The following is a 17,312-nucleotide window of genomic DNA, read 5'->3' as shown; positions in this document are numbered from 1 at the left end:
CGGTTTTCTAGCTGATTTACTGTCAACAGGCCGCCTGCGGCGTCGTTGAGCAAAGGCAGTGCATCCTTGGATGTGCTGCCTTTTTGTTTTCCATCTCAACTGCATAGTCGAAAGGAAGCAGCATGTTCAGGAAATCCCTGTTGTTCATTCTCGGTTTCATCTTCTGCACCGGGCTGGCCATGGCCCAGGTCGATGTCAACAAGGCCGACCAGGCCGCTCTGGATGGGGTGCGCGGCATCGGGCCCTCGATGTCCAAGCGCATCCTGGAGGAGCGCCAGAAGGGCGGCGCCTTCAAGGACTGGGGCGATCTGGAAAAGCGCGTCAAGGGCATCAAGGACAAGAGCGCAACCAAGCTCTCGGGTTATGGCCTGACCGTCAACGGCCAGTCCAGGCCGGGCGCCGAGGCTGCGGCGACCACGTCGTCCAAGCCGGGCAAGGGCCCGGCCCGGGAAGCCAAGCCCATGGCGGCCGAGCCCGGCGGCAACGGCAAGTAAGTCCCGCCGGATAAGACCGGCCAAGCGCGCCGGCGAGATGGCAGGGCAGGGCAAGGGGGCCGCCATCCCGATCAGGTTTTGCTGCGATGCCGCGCCTGCCGCCGTGTTGGGGTGAGCATCACAACAAATTCTTGTTTCTCAAAAAATTTGAGGTTAAAGTGGGCCGATTGCAAGCCGCAAATCAGGGCAAAACTCTCCACCGTGCGCCTACGAATATGAGAATCGCCGAGCTACCCGCCAATGAAGCTGCCCGCATCGACGCCTTGCATTCGCTGCGCATCCTCGACACTCCCCGCGAAGAACGTTTCGACCGCCTGACACGCCTGGCCCGTCGCCTCTTCGACGTGCCCATGGCGGTGGTGACGATGATCGACGTCAACCGCCAGTGGTTCAAGTCCTGTGTCGGGCTGGGCGACGCCACCGAGACCTCGCGCGAGGTTTCCTTCTGCGCCCACGCCATCCTGCACGAAGAGATGACCATCGTGCCCGATGCCACGCTGGACCCGCGTTTCTCCGGCAATCCGCAAGTCACCGGCGAACCCTTCATCCGTTTCTATGCCGGCTGCCCCATCAAGAGCGAGAGCGGTTTCACGCTGGGCACGCTGTGCCTGGTCGATACCGTCCCGCGCAGCTTCGACGCCGATGAGCGCGCCCTCCTCAAGGACCTGGCCGCGATGGTCGAGCAGGAGCTCACCGCGGTCAGGATGGCGACCATCGATGAACTGACCGGCATATCCAACCGGCGCGGCTTCGATGCACTGGCCCGGCATGCGCTGGCCAACAGCCGACGCATGGACTGGCCTGCCTGCATGCTGTATTTCGACCTGGACCAGTTCAAGCAGATCAACGACCGCTTCGGCCATGCCGAGGGGGACGCCGCGCTGGTCGATTTCGCCGCGCTGCTGTCTTCCAGCTTCCGCGAATCCGATGTGATCGCCCGCCTGGGCGGTGACGAGTTCGCCGTTTTCCTGACCAATGCTGACCTGGCCGAATCCGATACCGTGCTGGCCCACTTCGCGCAGTCCGTGCGCGAATTCAATGTGCTGCGTCCGCGCCCCTATGCGCTGGCCTACAGCGTCGGTGTGGTGCAGTATGATGCGGCCCGCCATGCCGATCTGGCGGCCTTGCAGCACAGCGCCGATGCGCTCATGTACGAACGCAAGAAAACCCGCCGCGCCCAGGCCGGATGAACGATGCAGGCGATGGCGGCAAGGCAAAGGCGATACGGGCGGCGAAATAGCTTAAAATGCCCCCCTGAGCCAAAAAGCCGACAGCAGCCACCTCATGTCCTATCAAGTTCTTGCCCGTAAATATCGTCCCCGCAGCTTCGACACCCTGGTAGGCCAGGAGCACGTCGTGCGCGCGCTGACGCACGCGCTGGAACAGCAGCGGCTGCACCACGCCTATCTCTTCACCGGTACCCGCGGCGTGGGCAAGACCACGCTCTCGCGCATCCTGGCCAAGTCGCTCAACTGCGTCGGTCCCGATGGCGCGGGCGGCATCACTGCCGCCCCCTGTGGCGTGTGCGAAGCCTGTGTGGCCATCGACGCCGGGCGTTTCGTCGATTACATCGAGATGGACGCGGCCTCCAACCGCGGCGTGGACGAGATGGCGCAACTGCTGGAGCAGGCCATCTATGCGCCCTCCAACGCCCGCTTCAAGGTCTACATGATCGACGAAGTGCACATGCTCACCAACCACGCCTTCAACGCCATGCTGAAGACGCTGGAAGAGCCGCCCGAGCACATCAAGTTCATCCTGGCCACGACCGACCCGCAAAAGATTCCCGTGACGGTGCTCTCGCGCTGCCTGCAGTTCAATCTGAAGCAGATGCCGCCCGGCCACATCATCGGCCATCTCGACAACATCCTGAACCAGGAAGGCATCGAGTTCGATGCGCCGGCCCTGCGCCTGTTGGCGCAGGGCGCTTCCGGTTCCATGCGCGATGCGCTCTCGCTGACCGACCAGGCCATCGCCTATGCCGCCGGCAAGGTCACGCTGGAAGCCGTGCAGGGCATGCTGGGCGCGCTCGACCAGTCCTACCTGATCCGCATCCTCGATGCGCTGGCGGTGCAGGATGGCGCAGCCCTCCTGGGCGTGGCCGACGACATGGCCACCCGCAGCCTGTCCTATAACGCCGCCCTGCAAGACCTGGGCACGCTGCTGCACCAGATCGCCCTGGCCCAGGCCGTGCCGGCCGCGCTGGCCGACGACCTGCCCAATCGCGAAGATATCCTGCGCCTGTCCGGCCAGTTCAGCCCGGAACATGTGCAACTGTTCTACCAGATCGCCGTGCATGGCCGCAACGAGCTGGGCCTGGCCCCGGATGAATACGCCGGTTTCAGCATGACGCTGTTGCGCATGCTGGCCTTCCGTCCGGTCAGCGCCAGCGCCACTGCGCCCATACCGGCCGCCTCGTCTGCACCGGCTGCCGCAGGTGGCCGACCGACCGCACCGCGTCAGGCCGCGCCGCTGATGGCCCCGCAAGTGGCCGTGACCAGCGCCCCGGTCAGCCGTACCCAAGCCGCCACCGCGCCAGCGCCGGCCGCTCCTGCGGCTGCGGTCCCTGCCGCATCCGCTCCCGCTGCCGCCCCGTCGGCGCCCGTCCAGGCAGCCGCGCCGGCCGCACCCACTTCTGCCCGTGAAGCCGCCCTGATGGCCTTGCGTGGCGGCAAGGGGGGCAAGGCCCCCGCGCGGCCAGCGGCTCCCGCAGCCGCCACGCCCGCGCCTGCACCGGCTGCAGCCCCGGCCCCGTCCGCACCGCCTGCACCCGCCGCCAGGGCCGAACGCGCCGCTGCGTCGATGCCGCCGGACATGCCCGAGCCGCCGCCTTTCGATGCGATTCCGCCATGGGAAGAAGAGACCGGTGCCGCCTCGTCCATGCCGCCGCCCATCCCGATGGCCGAGGTCGCTGAAAAAAAAACTGAGCCCGCCGCCGTAGCGCCGCCCGCCGCACCCGCGCCGCAGCGCCCGGCCGCCACCCCCGCGCAGCAGCAGGAAACCGCCCGCATCGCCGCCGAACTGGGCTGGGACGGCCACTGGCCGACCCTGGCCGCCAGCCTCGCCTCCCTGCGCGGCGTGGCGCACCAGATGGCTTTCCAGAGTGAACTGGTGCGCTGCGAGCCGCTCAATGGCGGCAACGTCTGCTTCCACCTGCGCATCCCGCTGGAAACCCTGCGCTCTTCCGGCAGTGTCGAAAAGCTGACGGCAGCCTTGAGTGAACGCTTCGGCAAGGAAATCCGCGTCGAGACCGAGATCGGCGCCGTCGCCGACACCGCCAATGCGGTCGCCGAGGCCGAGCGCGCAGAACGCCAGCGCCAGGCCGAGCACAAGATGAAGAACGATCCTTTCGTGGTGACCATGATGCGCGAATTCGGCGCTTCCATCGTGCCAGGATCGATCCAGCCCCGTTGAGTCGCCGGCCTGCGGGCCAAACGCGATAGAATCCCGTGAATTGAAACAAGGAGCATGAGCATGATGAAAGGTCAACTGGCAGGTCTGATGAAGCAAGCACAGGCCATGCAGGACAACATGAAGAAGGCCCAGGAGCAACTGGCCAGCATCGAGGTCGAGGGCCAGTCCGGCGCCGGCCTTGTGAAGGTGGTGATGACCTGCAAGAACGACGTGAAGCGCGTCTCCATCGACCCGTCGCTGCTGGCTGACGACAAGGACATGCTGGAAGACCTGGTCGCCGCCGCCTTCAACGACGCCGTGCGCAAGGCCGAAGCCACCGCCCAGGAAAAGATGTCGGGCGTGACCGCCGGCATGCCGCTGCCGCCGGGCTTCAAGATGCCGTTCTGAGGCTGGCTGCACCCCGGGGCAGCGCCCTCGGGGCAGACCAGACCGCGCAGGAGAGTGGGTTATGATGGAATGCAGGATTGCTTAGTGGAGGCTCCATGTTCATCGTCTCGATCACGTATACCAAGCCGGCAGGCGACATCGACGCCCTGCTGACCGCGCACAAGAAATTCCTCAACCAGCAATACGCCGAGGGCGTGTTCCTGATGTCGGGCCGCAAGGTCCCGCGCACCGGCGGCATCATCATCGCCGACTGCGCCGATCGCGCCGAGATCGAAGCCATCATGGAATCCGATCCCTTCTTCATCGGCGGCGTGGCCGAATACGAGATCATCGAATTCGTCCCCTCCATGACGGCCGAGGCGCTGGAAGCTTTCCGCTATTCCGTAGACCGCAATTGAAAACGCCCTCCAGTCTCACCGTCCTGACCGACTCGCTGCGCCGGCTTCCCGGCATCGGCCCCAAGACCGCGCAGCGCATGGCCTACCACCTGCTGCAGCACGACCGCGACGCCGCCGCCGACCTGAGCCAGTCGCTGGCCAAGGCGCTGGACACCATCCGTCACTGCGCCCTGTGCAATACCTTCACCGAGCAGGTCGTCTGCGAGACCTGCCAGGACAGCCAGCGCGACCACACCCAGCTGTGCGTGGTGGAGTCGCCCTCGGACCAGGTCATGATCGAGCAGACCCTGACCTTCAAGGGCCTGTACTTCGTGCTCATGGGCCGGCTCTCGCCACTGGACGGCATCGGCCCGCGCGACATCCACCTGGAAAAACTCATCACCCGCGCCACCGATGGCGTGGTCAGCGAAGTGGTGCTGGCCACCAACTTCACCAACGAAGGCGAAGCCACCGCCCACTACATCAGCGAAACCCTCAAGGCCCGCGGCCTGAAGGTGAGTCGCCTGGCGCGCGGCGTGCCGGTGGGCGGCGAGCTGGAATACGTGGACGCCGGCACCATCGCCCGCGCCATGCTGGACCGTCGCACCACCTGAGTCTGGCCGGAATCGTTTTCAGATGAAAAACTTGCAGGCAAGTCGTCTGCAATGACGGGCAAAATGCGCGACATCAGGCGCATGCTGCAATAGAATGACGGCTGCCGGCTTGCACGTACGACGTCAGGCGATCTGGCGGCGCCAGCCCAGTCTACCGACCCGCGCGCCGCCGCATCGCCAGCCGTGCAGGGTGCAGATGCATCCGCCCGCAGTCAGGACACTGGCCTCCCCACCCACAAGAGCCAGGTCCCACCCCATCGATCAACAGGAGAACACCGGATCGCTCCCTCAGGCGGCCGGTGCAAGCACGATGACCACAGGCACATCCAAGCCCGGCCCGCTGGCCGGCATCAAGGTACTGGAACTGGGCACGCTGATCGCAGGACCGTTCTGCTCGCGCATGCTGGCCGAATTCGGCGCTGACGTGATCAAGGTCGAAGCGCCCGGCAATGGCGATCCGCTGCGCCAGTGGCGGGTACTGAAGGACGGCACCTCGCTGTGGTGGTCGGTCCAGGCCCGCAACAAAAAGAGCATCACCCTGAACATGAAGGACGAGCGGGCCCAGGAGATCGCCCGCAAGCTCGCCCTGGAAGCCGACGTCATCATCGAGAACTACCGCCCCGGCGTGCTGGAGAAATGGAAGCTCGGCTATGAGGACTTAAAGCAGCTCAATCCCGCCACCATCATGGTGCGCCTGTCCGGCTACGGCCAGACCGGGCCGCTGCGCGACCTGCCGGGCTTTGGCGCCATCGGCGAGTCCATGGGCGGCATCCGTTACGTCTCCGGCCATCCTGACCGCCCGCCGGTGCGTATCGGTATTTCCATTGGCGACTCCATCGCCGCGCTGCACGGCGTGATCGGCGCGATGATGGCGCTGCGCCATCGCGACGTCACCGGCGGACGCTGGAACGGCAAGCAGGGCGCCGATTGCGTGGCAGGGCAGGGGCAGATGGTGGACGTGGCCTTGTACGAGGCCGTCTTCAACATGATGGAATCGATGGTCCCCGAATTCGATTTCGCCGGCGTGGTGCGCGAGCGCACCGGCGGCGCACTGCCGGGCATCGTGCCCTCCAACACCTACACCACCGGCGAGGGCATGAACATCGTCATCGCCGGCAATGGCGACGCCATCTTCAAGCGCCTGATGAGCGCCATCGGCCGCGAGGACATGGCCAATGATCCCGGCCTGGCGCGCAACGATGGCCGCGTGCCCCGCACCGAGGAAATCGACGCCGCCATCCAGCAGTGGTGCAGCACCCAGACCATCGAAACGGCCCTGGCCACGCTGCAGGCCGCCGATGTCCCGGTGGGCAAGATCTATTCGGTCAAGGACATGATGAACGACGCCCAGTTCCTCGCGCGCGACATGTTCGAGCAGCACCAGTTTGCCGATGGCACCCCGGTCAAGCTGCCCGGCATTACGCCCAAGATGTCCGAGACTCCCGGCCAGACCAAATGGCTGGGCCCGGAACTGGGCGCGCACAGCGATGAAATCCTGCAATCGCTGGGGTATGATGAGGCCCACATCAAGATGCTGCGGGACCAGGGCGTGGTCTGAAGCAGTGCAGCAAGGCGACGGTGATCTGCCCGGGGTCCCGTACGAGCATCATCACAACAGGCAGCACCCCCATCCACGACACGGAGGAGACATAATGAAATTGAGCTGGAAGCAATTGCTGATCGCCGCTGGCCTGTTCCTGGCCGGCTACTTTTCCTTCAACGGCAGCGCCGGCGCGCAGGCGCTGGAAAAACCCAAGGTCTCCATCGCCGTGGGTGGCAAGAACCTGTTCTACTACCTGCCGCTGACCATTGCCGAACAGCTCGGCTATTTCAAGGATGAAGGCCTGCAGGTCGAGATCTCCGACTTCGCTGGCGGCGCCAAGGCGCTGCAGGCCATGGTCGGCGGCAGCGCCGACGTGGTCTCGGGCGCCTATGAGCACACCATCAACATGCAGGCCAAGAACCAGCCCATCGTAGCCTTCGTGCTGCAGGGCCGGGCGCCGCAGATCGTGCTGGCGGTCAACAACAAGACCATGCCCAACTACAAGACCGTGGCCGACCTCAAGGGCAAGAAGATCGGCGTCACCGCACCGGGCTCCTCCACCAGCGTCATGGCCAGCTATGTGCTGGCCAAGGCGGGCCTGAAGCCCAGCGATGTCTCCTTCATCGGCGTGGGCGCCGCAGCCGGCGCCATCTCGGCCGTGCGCTCGGGACAGATCGATGCGATCGCCAACCTCGATCCGGTGATCTCCATGCTGGAGCAGAGCAAGGAAATCAAGACCATCGCCGATACCCGCACCCTGAAGGACACTAATGACGTCTTCGGCGGCCCGATGCCAGCGGCCACCCTGTATGCCCCGGCTGCCTTCATCCAGAAGTATCCCAACACCACGCAGGCCCTGACCAACGCCATGGTGCGGGCGCTGAAGTGGATCCAGAAGGCCGGTCCCTCCGACATCATCAAGGCGGTGCCGGAGAGCTACCTGCTGGGCGACCGCTCGCTCTACATCGATGCCTTCATGAAGGTGCGCCAGGCCATCTCGCCGGACGGCTACTTTCCGCCGGGCGGCCCGGATACCGCGCTGCGCACCTTGAAGGCCTTCGAGCCTTCGCTGGCGGACAAGCAGATCGACCTGTCCAAGACCTTCACCAACTCCTTCGTCCAGAAGGCCAACGCCAAGTACAAGTAAGCGCGGCGCTCCCCGTTGATGCGCAGCCATTGCAGCGACCGCAGATGCCCGGCAACGGGCATTTGCGCATCTGGGCGCTGCCATCCTCTTTCCGTTGATCCACCGTGGCCCCACCGGCCCGCATTGCCATGACGCCAGCCCTCCAGTTCGACAACATCACCTGCACCTTCGTCTCCAAGGACGACCGTTCCCAGCGCTACACCGCCGTGGCCAATACCGATCTTGCGATTGCGCCGGGCGAATTCGTTTCCGTGGTCGGTCCCACCGGCTGCGGCAAGTCCACGCTCCTGAACGTCGGCGCCGGCCTGCTGCAACCGTCCTCGGGCAGCGTCAAGGTCTTTGGCGAAGAACTCAAGGGCATCAACCGCCGCGCCGGCTACATGTTCCAGGCCGAAGCGCTGATGCCCTGGCGCAGCGCCCTGCAGAACGTGATCGCCGGCCTGCAATATCGCGGCCATGAAGAAAAGGCCGCCGCAGAGCTGGGCGAGCAGTGGCTCGCGCGCGTGGGCCTGCAAGGCTTTGGCGACCGCTATCCGCACCAGCTCTCCGGCGGCATGCGCAAGCGCGTGGCGCTGGCGCAGACGCTGATCCTGGACCCCGACATCATCCTCATGGACGAACCTTTTTCCGCCCTGGACATCCAGACCCGCCAACTGATGGAAAACGAAGTGCTGGACCTGTGGAATGCCAAGAAGAAGGCCGTCCTCTTCATCACCCACGACCTCGACGAAGCCATTGCCATGTCCGACCGCGTCATCGTCCTGGCCGCCGGCCCCGGCACCCATCCCATCGGCGAATTCAGGATCGACCTGCCGCGCCCGCGCGATGTGGCCGAGATCCGCATGCACCCGCGCTTCGTCGAACTGCACCAGCAGATCTGGGACGTGCTGCGCGATGAAGTGCTCAAGGGGTATCAGCAACAGAAGCGCGCCGCCTAAGCCGCAGCGGAAAAGACAGCGAAAAGATCAGGGAAGAGAACCAGCACCATGTGGAAATTATTTAAACCGAATCACAAGAACATCCGTTTCTGGCAGTTGATGGTATTGGCCATCGTGCTGGTGGTGTGGCACGTCGCCACGCGCAATCCGCAGACCGCCTTCTTCTTCGGCGAACCGCTGAAGGTGGCGCAGCGCATCTGGGAATGGTTTACGGTGGGCAGTGGCTCGCTGGAGGTGGGTATCGGCGACACCACCTTCTTCACGCTCAGCTTCCCCGCTGAAATCTATTCCCACCTCTTGATCACCCTGACCGAAACCGTGCTGGCCTTCGTGATCGGCACTGTCTTCGGCCTGGCCATCGGCCTGTGGCTGGCGCTCTCGCCGACCGCCTCGGCCATCCTCGATCCCTATGTGAAGGCGGCCAACTCCATGCCGCGCGTGATCCTGGCGCCGATCTTTGCGATGTGGTTCGGCCTGGGCATCTGGTCCAAGGTGGCGCTGGCGGTGACGCTGGTGTTCTTCATCGTCTTCTTCAACGTCTACCAGGGCGTCAAGGAAGTCAGCCCGGTGGTGTTGGCCAATGCCCGCATGCTGGGCGCCAATGCGCGCCAGCTGCTGCGCACGGTGTACCTGCCTTCGGCCACCTCGTGGGTGTTTTCCAGCCTGCATACCTCCATCGGCCTGGCCTTCGTCGGTGCGGTGGTGGGGGAATACCTGGGCTCGGCGCGCGGCGTCGGCTACCTGATCCTGCAGGCCGAAGGGACCTTCGACATCAACACCGTCTTTGCCGGCATCGTCGTGCTGACCATTTTTGCGCTGGTGCTGGACCTGGCCGTGGGCGTGATCGAAAAGCGGCTGATGAAGTGGCAGCCCAAGAGTGGCGAGACCGAAAAGCTCTGAGCCGAGGCGACCCATGGCGCGAGCAGCCGGCCGCCATTTCGCGTAGGCTCTGGGCTGTCATCGTCCAGCGAGTCCTCCCATGAGCCAGATCCTGACCGGGTTAGCGTTGTCCACCGAGCCCATCGAGTCCACCGGGTCCACCGGGTCCACTGACCCCGCCGCCGCCCTGCCAGCGCTGGCGCAGCTCCTGCGTCGCCATCGCCAGGTGGTGGTGCTGACCGGGGCCGGCATCAGCACTGCCTCCGGCATCCCCGACTACCGTGACGACGCCGGCGTACGCCGTGGACGCCTGCCCATCCAGGGGGATGAATTCCGCCGCAGCGCTGCGGCGCGCCAGCGTTACTGGGCGCGCAGCATGCTGGGCTGGCCGCGCCTGGCGCAAGCCGCACCCAATGCCGCGCACCGGGCGCTGGCGCAACTGCAGCAGGCGGGCTACCTCGGGGCGATCGTGACGCAGAACGTCGATGGCCTGCACCAGCAGGCCGGCAGCGGCGAGGTCATCGAGCTGCATGGCAGCATCCATGCGGTGCGCTGCCTGGCGTGCGCCAGCGTCTATCCGCGCACCCAGATCCAGCAGGAACTGGCGCGCTGCAATCCAGCCTTCACCCACCTCCAGGCCGCACCCTTGCCTGATGGCGACGCCCAGCTTGAACCAGAGGCCGACGCCGCCTTCCATGTGCCCGATTGCCCGGCCTGTGGCGGGGTGCTGCAACCGGATGTGGTGTTCTTCGGCGATGGCGTGCCAGCGGCCCGCAGCGCCCAGGCCGAGGCCGCCGCGCGCGCCTGTGACGCCATGCTGGTGGTGGGGTCGTCATTGATGGTGTTGTCGGGCTTTCGGCTGCCGCGCATGGTGGCCGAGGCGGGCAAGCCGGTGGCGGCGATCAACCGCGGCGTGACCCGCGCCGACGCCTTGCTGTCCCTCAAGCTCCAGGCGGACGCCGAAGCCGTGCTGCCGCGCCTGGCCGCGCTGCTGGGCGCGCCGTCCGCCTGATCGACCACAGCACCAGCAAGGCCGTGGCCACGGCCAGCAGCGCCGCTGCCGCAAAGGCGTGGGCAAAGCCCTGGGCATAGGCCTGGCGCGCCAGCATCACGGCAGCCTGGCCGTGTTGCGGCAGCAGGGCTGCGGCCTGCGCCAGGTCACCGGCCATGGCGCGTTCCACGAAGGCGGCAGCGCTGGCTGAGGCATCCAGTGCTGCCAGGGCGTTCTGCATGGCGTGCCGCGCCGTGTCGGCCAGCACCGCCCCCAGTCCCGCAAAGCCCGCCAGCACGCCCGTGAAGCGCGCCGTGGTGCTGATCCCCGAGGCCATGCCGGCGCGTTCACGCGGCACATTGCCCATGATGGCCTTTTGCGTCTGTCCATTCAACAAACCGCCGCCACTGCCCAGCACCGCCATGCCCAGCGCGGTCCAGGCGGCGGCCCCGGAGAGCGCCGCCTGGATCATCAGCAGGTTGCCCAGCGCCGTCACGCCCAGTCCCAGCGCCAGCATCTGCGGTGAGGATAGCCAGCGGGCCAGCCGGCTGCCCACCTGCGGCAACAGCAGCATGGCCAGCGCAAAGGGCAGCATCGCCAGTCCGGTCTGCCAGGCGCTCAGGCCGCGTGCGTTCTGCAGGAACAGTGGCAGCAGCGACGCCATCACCTGGGCCGACGCGGCATAGGCGAACATGGCCGCAACCGCCGCCACGAAGCCGGCGTGACGGAACAGCGACAGCTCCAGCATCGGATGCGCAGCGCGACGCTGCCAGGCGATGAAGAGCACCAATAAAAGAGCGCCACCCAGACCGCGGGCGACGCAAGCAACGCTGGTCCACCCGTGTTCCGGCCCGGTGATCAGAGCCCAAGTCAACAGGAAGACCGCGCTGGAGGAACTGAGGATGCCCAGCGGGTCCAGCGGACGCGGCAAGGGATTGCGCGACTCCGGCACATGCCGCCACACCGCCACGGCCAGCAGCAGGCAGGCCGGCAGGTTCACGGCAAAGGCCCAGCGCCAGCCCAGCAGGGTATTGACCACGCCGCCGATGAGCGGGGCCAGCACCATGGTCAGGCCCATGATCCCACCCCAGAGCGCCCAGGCGCGCTCGCGCTGGTCTTCGTCATGGAAGGCGTGGCCGATCACCGCCAGCGCCGGCGCCAGCAGGAAGGCCGCACCCACGCCCTGCAAGGCGCGCGCCCCATACAGGGCCTGTGCGGAGGGGGCCAGCGCGCAGGCCAGCGAGGTCAGCGCAAAGAGCGCGATGCCCCCGAGCAGCACGCGCCTGCGGCCATAGCGGTCGGCGGTGGCGCCGGCCGGCAGCAGCAGGGCGGCAAAGCAGAGGACGTAACTGCTGACCACCCATTCGATCTGGCTGAAGGACGCACCCAGGTCACGCGCCACCGTGGGCAGGATGATGCCGACCACATTGGTGTCGAGCACCGTCATGGCGCAGCCGAATGATCCGGTCAGCAGGATACGGCCAGCGGAGGTGGACAGGCGCAGGGACATGGCGGCAGGGTAAAGGCTAAAGGGCAAGAGGAACGGGCCTTCATTGAAACAAGATCCATGATTCGCTTCAATCATGGATTTCAAGCACTTGATTAGGTATAAGCTAATCAAGTCATTCCAAGTCCATTCCCTTTTGCCGCCATCGCCAAGGAGCCCTATACGATGGAATTGCGACACCTGCGTTATTTCCTCACCGTTGCCGAGGAACTGCATTTCGCCCGCGCCGCCGAGGTCCTCGGCATCGCGCCGCCCACCCTGAGCGTACAGATCCAGCAGCTGGAACGGCAGTTGCAGGCGCAACTGTTCGTGCGCGGCAAGCGCGCCATCGCGCTGACCTCGGCCGGCGAGGATTTCGTGGTCCAGGCGCGCGCCGTGCTGGCGCGCTTCGAACAGGCCATCGATGCCGGTCGTCGCGCCGGGCGCGGCGAGATGGGGCGGGTGGAAGTGGGCTATGTCGGCTCAGCCGTGTTCGGCGGCATCCTGCAGCAGCAGCTCAGCGCCTTTCGCCAGCGTTGGCCGCAGGTGCTGGTGCATGCACGCGAGTGGCCGATGCTGCAGCTGGGTGCGGCGCTGGAAGAGGGCAAGCTCGATATCGCCTTCGTGCGCTTGCCCGTGCCGCTGGGGCAGACGCTGCAATCGCATGTGCTGCTGCGCGATCGCTTCTGCCTGGCCTTGCCCACGGATCACGCGCTGGCCAGCAAGCCGGGCGCGATCCGTTCGCGCGCCCTGGCCGGTGAAGACTTCATCCTCCCCGAGCAGGAACTGGGCAGTCGCGAAGTGTGGCGGCGCGGCGGCTTTGCCCCGCGCAGGGTGAGCCGGCCCGGCGGGCTGCTGGCGGTGCTGGCCGAGGTAGCCGTGGGAGCGGGCGTGGCCGTGGTGCCGGGCGTGCTGACCACGGTGGTGAACCTGCCCAACGTCAGCTACCGGGCGCTCGCCGGGGCCGCGGTGGTGTCGGAGGTGGCGGCGGTCTATCGCCGCTTCGAACGCGCCCCGGCGGTGCGTAACATGATCGCCGCGCTGCGCGCCAGCAAGCCGGTGCAGGTGCAGGCCGCTACAATGGGCTGACCCGGCAGCGCCGGGACTGTTGATGACTCCGACAAGAAGATGTGCCGATGGCTTTTTTCCAGATAGCGTTGTTGATCGTGCTGGGCCTGCTCACGCTGGGGCTGGGCCTATGGGGCGGCTTGGCGCTGTGGTTCCAGCTGCCGGGACCGGCCTGGGGGCGTATGCTGGCCAGCGGCCTGTGGTGCTGCATGGCCCTGTCGGCGTATGCCGCGCTGGCGGGTGCGCCTGGCCACTGGCGCTGGGCGCTGCCGGCCTTTGCGCTGGCGACCCTGGCAATGGCGGTATGGTGGCACGGCATCCGCCCCAGTCATGAGCGGGAATGGGCCGACGATGTGGCGCGCATGCTGGCGCCGCAGGTGCAGGGCGATATCGTGCGGCTGGAGAATGTGCGCAACTTCGACTGGCGCACCGAGACCGACTACGACATCAGCTGGGAATCGCGCCAGTACGATCTCGCTCAATTGGTCTCGGCGGACCTGCTGCTGTCCTACTGGATGGGGCCGGCCATTGCCCATACGCTGGTATCGTTCGGGTTTGCCGATGGCAGGCGGCTGGTGTTCTCGCTGGAAATCCGTCGTGAACGCGGTGAAGCCTTCTCGGCCCTGGGCGGATTCTTCCGCAAGTTCGAAACCGTCATCGTCGCCGCCGATGAGCGCGACATCATCCGCACCCGTACCAATGCGCGTGGCGAAGATGTCTATCTCTACCGTCTGCAGTTACGTCACGACCAGTTACGTAAAGTCTTCCTCGGCTACCTGGAGCGTGCCTCGCAGTTACGCCAGCATCCGCGCTTCTACAACACCCTCACCAGCAATTGCACCACCATCGTCTTCGAACTGGCGCGCCGTCTCTCGCCCGCGCTGCCGCTGGATTACCGGCTGCTGCTGTCGGGCTACTTCGCCGATTACGTGTTCGACCATGGCGTGCTCACGCCGGGCTATTCCTTCGCGCAGTTGCGCCAGGCCGGGCGCATTACCGGGCGCGCCCTGGAGGGCAGTGCGCAGGGCGACTACAGCCGCCTGATCCGCCAGGGCGTCCCCGGCGTCACGCCGCTGGAGCTGGGCCAAGACCCCCTGCAGCCCTGAAAAGGCAATGGCTCCGTCATGCGGAGCCATTGTCCTGATGCAGCACGGCCGGTTCGGGCCGGGAGAGCTCAGGCCGATTGCAAGGCCTGCTCCAGATCGGCCAGCAAGTCATCGATATGCTCGATGCCGATGGACAGACGCACCGTATCCTCGGTCACGCCCGCCTTTTCCAGTTCGGTGGGCGAGAGCTGGCGGTGGGTGGTGGAGGCCGGATGCGTGGCCAGCGACTTGGCGTCGCCAATGTTGACCAGGCGCGTGAACAATTGCAGCGCATCCTGGAAGCGCGCACCGCCCTCGCGGCCATTGGCCACGCCAAAGGTCAGCACGCCCGAAGCGCGGCCCTTGAAATACGTCTGCGCCAGCGCATGGTCGGGATGGTCTTCCAGGCCGGCATAGTTGACCCAGCGTACTTTCGGGTGACGCTTCAGGTACTGCGCCACGGCCAGGGTATTGGCGGTGATGCGGTCCAGGCGCAGGCCCAGGGTCTCGATGCCTTGCAGGATCTGGAAGGCATTGAAGGGCGAGAGCGCCGCGCCCATGTTGCGCAGTGGCACCACGCGTGCGCGGCCGATATAGGCCGCTTCGCCCAGCGCCTCGGTATAGACCACGCCGTGATAGCTGACATCCGGTTCGTTGAGGCGCTTGAAGCGTTGCTTGTGCTTGGCCCAGGGGAACTTGCCCGAATCCACGATGGCCCCGCCCAGGGTGGTGCCATGGCCGCCCAGGTACTTGGTCAGCGAATGCACCACGATGTCGGCGCCATGTTCGAAGGGACGCAGCAGGTAGGGCGTGGCGACCGTGTTATCGACGATGAGGGGCACGCCATGGCGATGCGCGATGTCGGCCACGGCGGCGATGTCGGTGATATTGCCCAGCGGATTGCCGATGGATTCGATATAGATGGCCTTGGTGCGGTCATCGATCAGTGGCTCGAAGGAAGCCGGCTGGCGCGGATCGGCAAAGCGGGTCTGGACGCCATATTGCGGCAGGGTATGGGCGAACAGGTTGTAGGTGCCGCCATAGAGGGTGGAGGCGGAGACGATATTGTCGCCGGCCTCGGCAATGGTCTGGATCGCGTAGGTCACGGCCGCCTGGCCCGACGCCAGCGCCAGCGCGCCGATACCACCTTCGAGGGCGGCCAGGCGTTTTTCCAGCACGTCCTGGGTGGGGTTCATGATGCGCGAATAGATATTGCCCTGGACCTTCAGGTCGAACAGGTCGGCGCCATGCTGGGTATCGTCGAAGGCAAAGGCCACGGTCTGGTAGATCGGCACGGCCACGGCGCGGGTGGTCGGATCGGGATCATAACCACCATGCACGGAGATGGTTTCGAATTTCCATTGCGGGTTGTCTGGCATGTCGTCTCTCTTATCGTTGATGGAATGCGGGAAGGGCAAGGCGCACCCGAGAAGCTAGCGCGAGCATGGAGCCAGCGCCAAGCAATAATTTCTCATAAGTATATGCGCTGTGCCCGTCGCGACGATCCGACGGGACTGTCAAGGCCAGCCAGCGGGCCTTAGCGCAGCATGCCGCGGGTCTGCTTGGGCAATTCCCCGAAGCGCTCGCGATAGTAGGCCGAGAAGCGGCCCAGATGCCCGAAGCCGAACTCGAAGGCGGTGTCGGTGACGTTGGCGCCGGGATGCGTGAGCAGGCGTTCGCGCACGGCATCCAGGCGGATGTTGCGCAGCAGGTCCATCGGCGCCACGCCGTATTGCTGGTGGCACAGCGCATTGAGCGTGCGTACGCTCACGCCGGCCGCACCAGCCAGGTCGGCCAGCGCCAGCGGTGCGCACAGGCGGCTGCGGATGTAGCGCTCCAGCATGTCCAGGCGTTGCAGCTTGCCCGCGCCCACCAGACTGTCGGCGCATTGGCTGGCGCCGCGCTGTGCGCCGCTCGGACTGGTCACAGGCTCGACCGTGCTGGTCAATTGCGACAGCAGGAACTGTACGGCGCTGCGTTCGAAGTGGCGCACCCATTCGCCCTGGCCTTGGCCTTGCCCTTGCTCCGGCAGGGCCAGCACGCGCAGCAGCGACTGGATCAGCAAGTCCCAGTAGGGTGCGGCCTGCGGCGGCAACAGCAATACCGACGGCAGCTCCAGCGGAGCGCTCTGGCCGGCCGCGCGCAATTCCTCGAACAGCGCCAGCGGCACCTTCAGGATCAATTGTTCGGAACCGGCTTGCCACCACAGCCGCAGATTCCGTTTTGGTGCGATCAGCGCGGTGTGGCCTTGCGGGATGCACACTTTGCGGCCATCCGATTCGATCTCGGCACTGCCCGAGAGCGTCATGTGGACCAGCGCGAAACCATTGAACAGGCGCGGGCGCACGATCACCTCGGCGCCATACTTGAGCATGAAGATCTGCAACTGCTGGATGGCAGCCTTGAACAGTACCGTATCGACATCGTCACCCTTCCAGAACAGGTCATGTTCGGACAGTTCATTGGCGACCTGGGCGTGACAGTCGACCTTGCGGCTGGACTGGAAGACGCGGCGACGATACAGGGGCTCCAGACTGAGCGCGTGGACAGTGTTGAGCATGTTAACCTCTTAACGCTGCCCGTCCGCACAGTGCGGGCGGCGGAGGGGCGGTGATACCGGGTAGGGGTGCTGCTGCCGGCATGCGACGCATGCGCCGCGATGCCCTGCACCTTCATGGACTGTGCAAACGCAGTGCGCGCTGCCTGCTTTCCCTCAGTCAGCGGCGACGGCGTTCACTGTCAGGAAGTTGCAAGTTTCGTGCCCGGGTGCGGGCGTCGTCGGGGATGGGCAGGCCAAAGGACGCCTGCGTGGGCGGGTTGATGCATGTCGGTCTCCTCTACGGTCTTCTGGACGGACCCTGCTGCCGTGGACGCGGGCCTCGTTGCTCT

Annotated in this window: 16 protein-coding genes; 13 read left to right on the top strand and 3 right to left on the bottom strand. The window is 65.7% G+C overall.

All coding sequences use genetic code 11. The features are described from left to right. Positions 1 to 122 precede the first annotated feature (122 nt). From ACP92_RS18330 to ACP92_RS18280, 11 genes are all read left to right on the top strand, one after another. On the top strand, positions 123 to 494 hold the full coding sequence (locus ACP92_RS18330) for a ComEA family DNA-binding protein (protein WP_013235624.1): 372 nt from the start codon (positions 123 to 125) through the stop codon (positions 492 to 494). 215 nt (positions 495 to 709) lie between these two features. After that, positions 710 to 1,684, top strand: a complete 975-nt coding sequence (locus tag ACP92_RS18325; RefSeq protein WP_013235623.1) for a sensor domain-containing diguanylate cyclase — start codon at positions 710 to 712, stop codon at positions 1,682 to 1,684. A gap of 94 nt (positions 1,685 to 1,778) precedes the next feature. Then, a complete protein-coding gene (locus ACP92_RS18320; RefSeq protein ID WP_048348618.1) occupies positions 1,779 to 3,908 on the top strand; it encodes a DNA polymerase III subunit gamma/tau in 2,130 nt (709 codons plus the stop codon). A 60-nt stretch (positions 3,909 to 3,968) separates the two neighbouring features. Beyond that, positions 3,969 to 4,295, top strand: coding sequence for a YbaB/EbfC family nucleoid-associated protein (locus tag ACP92_RS18315; protein ID WP_008331542.1), 327 nt, complete (start codon positions 3,969 to 3,971; stop codon positions 4,293 to 4,295). A 95-nt stretch (positions 4,296 to 4,390) separates the two neighbouring features. Further along, positions 4,391 to 4,693, top strand: a complete 303-nt coding sequence (locus ACP92_RS18310) for a YciI family protein (RefSeq protein WP_013235620.1) — start codon at positions 4,391 to 4,393, stop codon at positions 4,691 to 4,693. Then, the gene (gene recR / locus ACP92_RS18305; RefSeq protein WP_013235619.1) at positions 4,690 to 5,286 is read left to right on the top strand and encodes a recombination mediator RecR; all 597 of its coding nucleotides are present in this window, start codon (positions 4,690 to 4,692) and stop codon (positions 5,284 to 5,286) included. The genes ACP92_RS18310 and recR overlap by 4 nt, the downstream gene beginning before the upstream one ends. Before the next feature lie 310 nt (positions 5,287 to 5,596). Next, on the top strand, positions 5,597 to 6,844 hold the full coding sequence (locus ACP92_RS18300) for a CaiB/BaiF CoA transferase family protein (RefSeq protein WP_013235618.1): 1,248 nt from the start codon (positions 5,597 to 5,599) through the stop codon (positions 6,842 to 6,844). 94 nt (positions 6,845 to 6,938) lie between these two features. Beyond that, entirely contained in the window at positions 6,939 to 7,976 is a 1,038-nt protein-coding gene (locus ACP92_RS18295; RefSeq protein WP_013235617.1) for an ABC transporter substrate-binding protein, read from the top strand. 128 nt (positions 7,977 to 8,104) lie between these two features. Then, on the top strand, positions 8,105 to 8,914 hold the full coding sequence (locus ACP92_RS18290) for an ABC transporter ATP-binding protein (protein WP_013235616.1): 810 nt from the start codon (positions 8,105 to 8,107) through the stop codon (positions 8,912 to 8,914). A gap of 48 nt (positions 8,915 to 8,962) precedes the next feature. Then, positions 8,963 to 9,814, top strand: coding sequence for an ABC transporter permease (locus ACP92_RS18285; RefSeq protein ID WP_013235615.1), 852 nt, complete (start codon positions 8,963 to 8,965; stop codon positions 9,812 to 9,814). Between the two features lie 79 nt (positions 9,815 to 9,893). After that, on the top strand, positions 9,894 to 10,805 hold the full coding sequence (locus ACP92_RS18280) for an NAD-dependent protein deacetylase (RefSeq protein ID WP_013235614.1): 912 nt from the start codon (positions 9,894 to 9,896) through the stop codon (positions 10,803 to 10,805). Here ACP92_RS18280 and ACP92_RS18275 read toward each other — a convergent pair. Next, positions 10,735 to 12,294: an MFS transporter gene (locus ACP92_RS18275; protein ID WP_041311158.1), complete on the bottom strand. Its 1,560-nt coding sequence runs from the start codon at positions 12,292 to 12,294 to the stop codon at positions 10,735 to 10,737. The two genes, ACP92_RS18280 and ACP92_RS18275, sit on opposite strands and share 71 nt — an antisense overlap. A 162-nt stretch (positions 12,295 to 12,456) precedes the next feature. On the opposite strand from ACP92_RS18275, the gene ACP92_RS18270 reads away from it, so the two are divergent. Both ACP92_RS18270 and ACP92_RS18265 read left to right on the top strand, forming a co-directional pair. After that, on the top strand, positions 12,457 to 13,359 hold the full coding sequence (locus ACP92_RS18270) for a LysR family transcriptional regulator (RefSeq protein WP_013235612.1): 903 nt from the start codon (positions 12,457 to 12,459) through the stop codon (positions 13,357 to 13,359). Between the two features lie 47 nt (positions 13,360 to 13,406). Next, positions 13,407 to 14,444: an Lnb N-terminal periplasmic domain-containing protein gene (locus ACP92_RS18265; RefSeq protein WP_013235611.1), complete on the top strand. Its 1,038-nt coding sequence runs from the start codon at positions 13,407 to 13,409 to the stop codon at positions 14,442 to 14,444. 68 nt (positions 14,445 to 14,512) lie between these two features. On the opposite strand, the gene ACP92_RS18260 is transcribed toward ACP92_RS18265, so the two are convergent. Beyond that, positions 14,513 to 15,802, bottom strand: a complete 1,290-nt coding sequence (locus ACP92_RS18260; protein WP_013235610.1) for an O-acetylhomoserine aminocarboxypropyltransferase/cysteine synthase family protein — start codon at positions 15,800 to 15,802, stop codon at positions 14,513 to 14,515. 158 nt (positions 15,803 to 15,960) lie between these two features. Further along, the gene (locus ACP92_RS18255) at positions 15,961 to 16,983 is read right to left on the bottom strand and encodes an AraC family transcriptional regulator (protein WP_013235609.1); all 1,023 of its coding nucleotides are present in this window, start codon (positions 16,981 to 16,983) and stop codon (positions 15,961 to 15,963) included. Positions 16,984 to 17,312 lie beyond the last annotated feature (329 nt).

The organism is Herbaspirillum seropedicae (genome assembly GCF_001040945.1).
Classification (GTDB): Bacteria; Pseudomonadota; Gammaproteobacteria; order Burkholderiales; family Burkholderiaceae_D; genus Herbaspirillum; species Herbaspirillum seropedicae.
The sequence above is the reverse complement of the archived record's forward strand: the minus strand, read 5'-3'. Positions and strand labels throughout refer to the sequence as shown.